Below are 1,379 nucleotides of genomic sequence, written 5' to 3'. Positions count from 1 at the left end.
AACTGGCAGGATGTGCGCGACATCATCGGGGACGCCTTCACAGACGCTCTTGGGCGCGTTCGGTATTGCATGCCCACTGCGGACGCCAACCGCGCCCGATGGCCCACCCACGAACTTTGGCACCAATTTGAGGCTGTGGTTGGCAACGACCTATTGCAGAACTGTGCGGGCGTTCTGCCCAGCGATGTAGTTAAAGCTAACCGGGCTGCGAAGATGCGGGAATTGGACGCGCAGCTTGCAGGGCTGTTTGTAACGCGCGCAGCGATTTCGGACGTGTCTGCGGACAGTTTTGGCGACTTTTTGGAGAACCATTCGGATGTTTTGGCTCGGCTGATTGAAGAAAACTCTACACCGCTCCCTGAAAGGTTGTCCAAAGCGCGCGGGAAGTATCGGTTGTTTTGAGTAAGGGCCACTGAGCTGCCCTTCGCTGCTAGTGCAAGACTGGGTCTCAGCGACGTCGGCAATGCACAGGAAGCGGACTTTAAATCAAAGATGCAGTGATTTTGCGCCGTGGACAGCGGCTATGTGGACAAAAACTTCCGTTGGACCGGCTCCTATTCACAGGGAAATGCTTCCGTCAGAGCATTCGTAAACAGAATTTGTGCGGGTATGTGGCGAAGCTCGGGGTTCTCTTTCAAGTAAGCTACAAACACATCGACCATCTGCACTGAATTGACAGTGTTCGGAGTGCAGTATCCGAGGACATCCGTGACCGCTCTCATCGTTTCTTGAAGGCTCGACCCTTCGACGTTTTGTTGTGCGGCAAGCGCAGTGTACATTCCACCATCATTTACGCCAAAAACGTAGCCGGAACAGAACGCTTCGTCGCTGCGCACAGTACTGCTACAAACTTCCCACAGCGCGTTTCCATCTAGGCTCTGGGCTGACACGACCCCGGCGCTAGAAGTCAAAATAGTAGCTAAGACCAGATGCTTCATTTGCTAATCCTATCACTCGGCATGGTGGCAGTGTCTTCGGATTAGATTTACTTACCTAAGAGTTATGTGCCTTTTTAATCTGTGCCAACTTCTTTCTCAAAATCGCCAGTTTTTGGGAGCACTCTCATAGCGGATTTATCGATCGGCTATACTGGCAATGACCGCTACGGGCTCATCGGGCTCATTTGTTGGAATTTGCGCAAGCTTCGTTTGTTGCGCGTTCGCCACACGCGGTTTGTGTGTCGCTTGCTTCCACAGTGCTTCCACGGGGTGTTGTCGCGCGGCGGCATTGCCGCTTGATCAGACCCTTAACGCATTGCTTTAGTTGAGGAATTATTGGTTGCGGGAGTAGGATTTGAACCTACGACCTTCAGGTTATGAGCCTGACGAGCTACCGGGCTGCTCCATCCCGCGACAGTTTTTGTGACCTAGCGCTTACGC

Annotated in this window: 1 protein-coding gene, 1 tRNA gene and 1 pseudogene; 1 reads left to right on the top strand and 2 read right to left on the bottom strand. The window is 52.9% G+C overall.

What is annotated here, in order from left to right:
* Positions 1–402 (top strand): annotated as a pseudogene (locus GOW31_RS21925) (hypothetical protein); the annotation flags it as partial.
* A 152-nt stretch (positions 403–554) separates the two neighbouring features.
* On the opposite strand, the gene GOW31_RS21830 reads toward GOW31_RS21925, so the two are convergent.
* Entirely contained in the window at positions 555–938 is a 384-nt protein-coding gene (locus tag GOW31_RS21830) for a Rap1a/Tai family immunity protein (protein WP_171172796.1), read from the bottom strand.
* A gap of 337 nt (positions 939–1,275) precedes the next feature.
* Positions 1,276–1,352, bottom strand: a tRNA-Met gene (locus GOW31_RS21825).
* Positions 1,353–1,379 lie beyond the last annotated feature (27 nt).

The sequence above is a fragment of the Ruegeria sp. HKCCA0370 genome, assembly GCF_013033705.1.
Taxonomy (GTDB): Bacteria; Pseudomonadota; Alphaproteobacteria; order Rhodobacterales; family Rhodobacteraceae; genus Ruegeria.
Note: the sequence above shows the minus strand (reverse complement) of the source record. Positions and strands in the feature narration are given on the sequence as shown.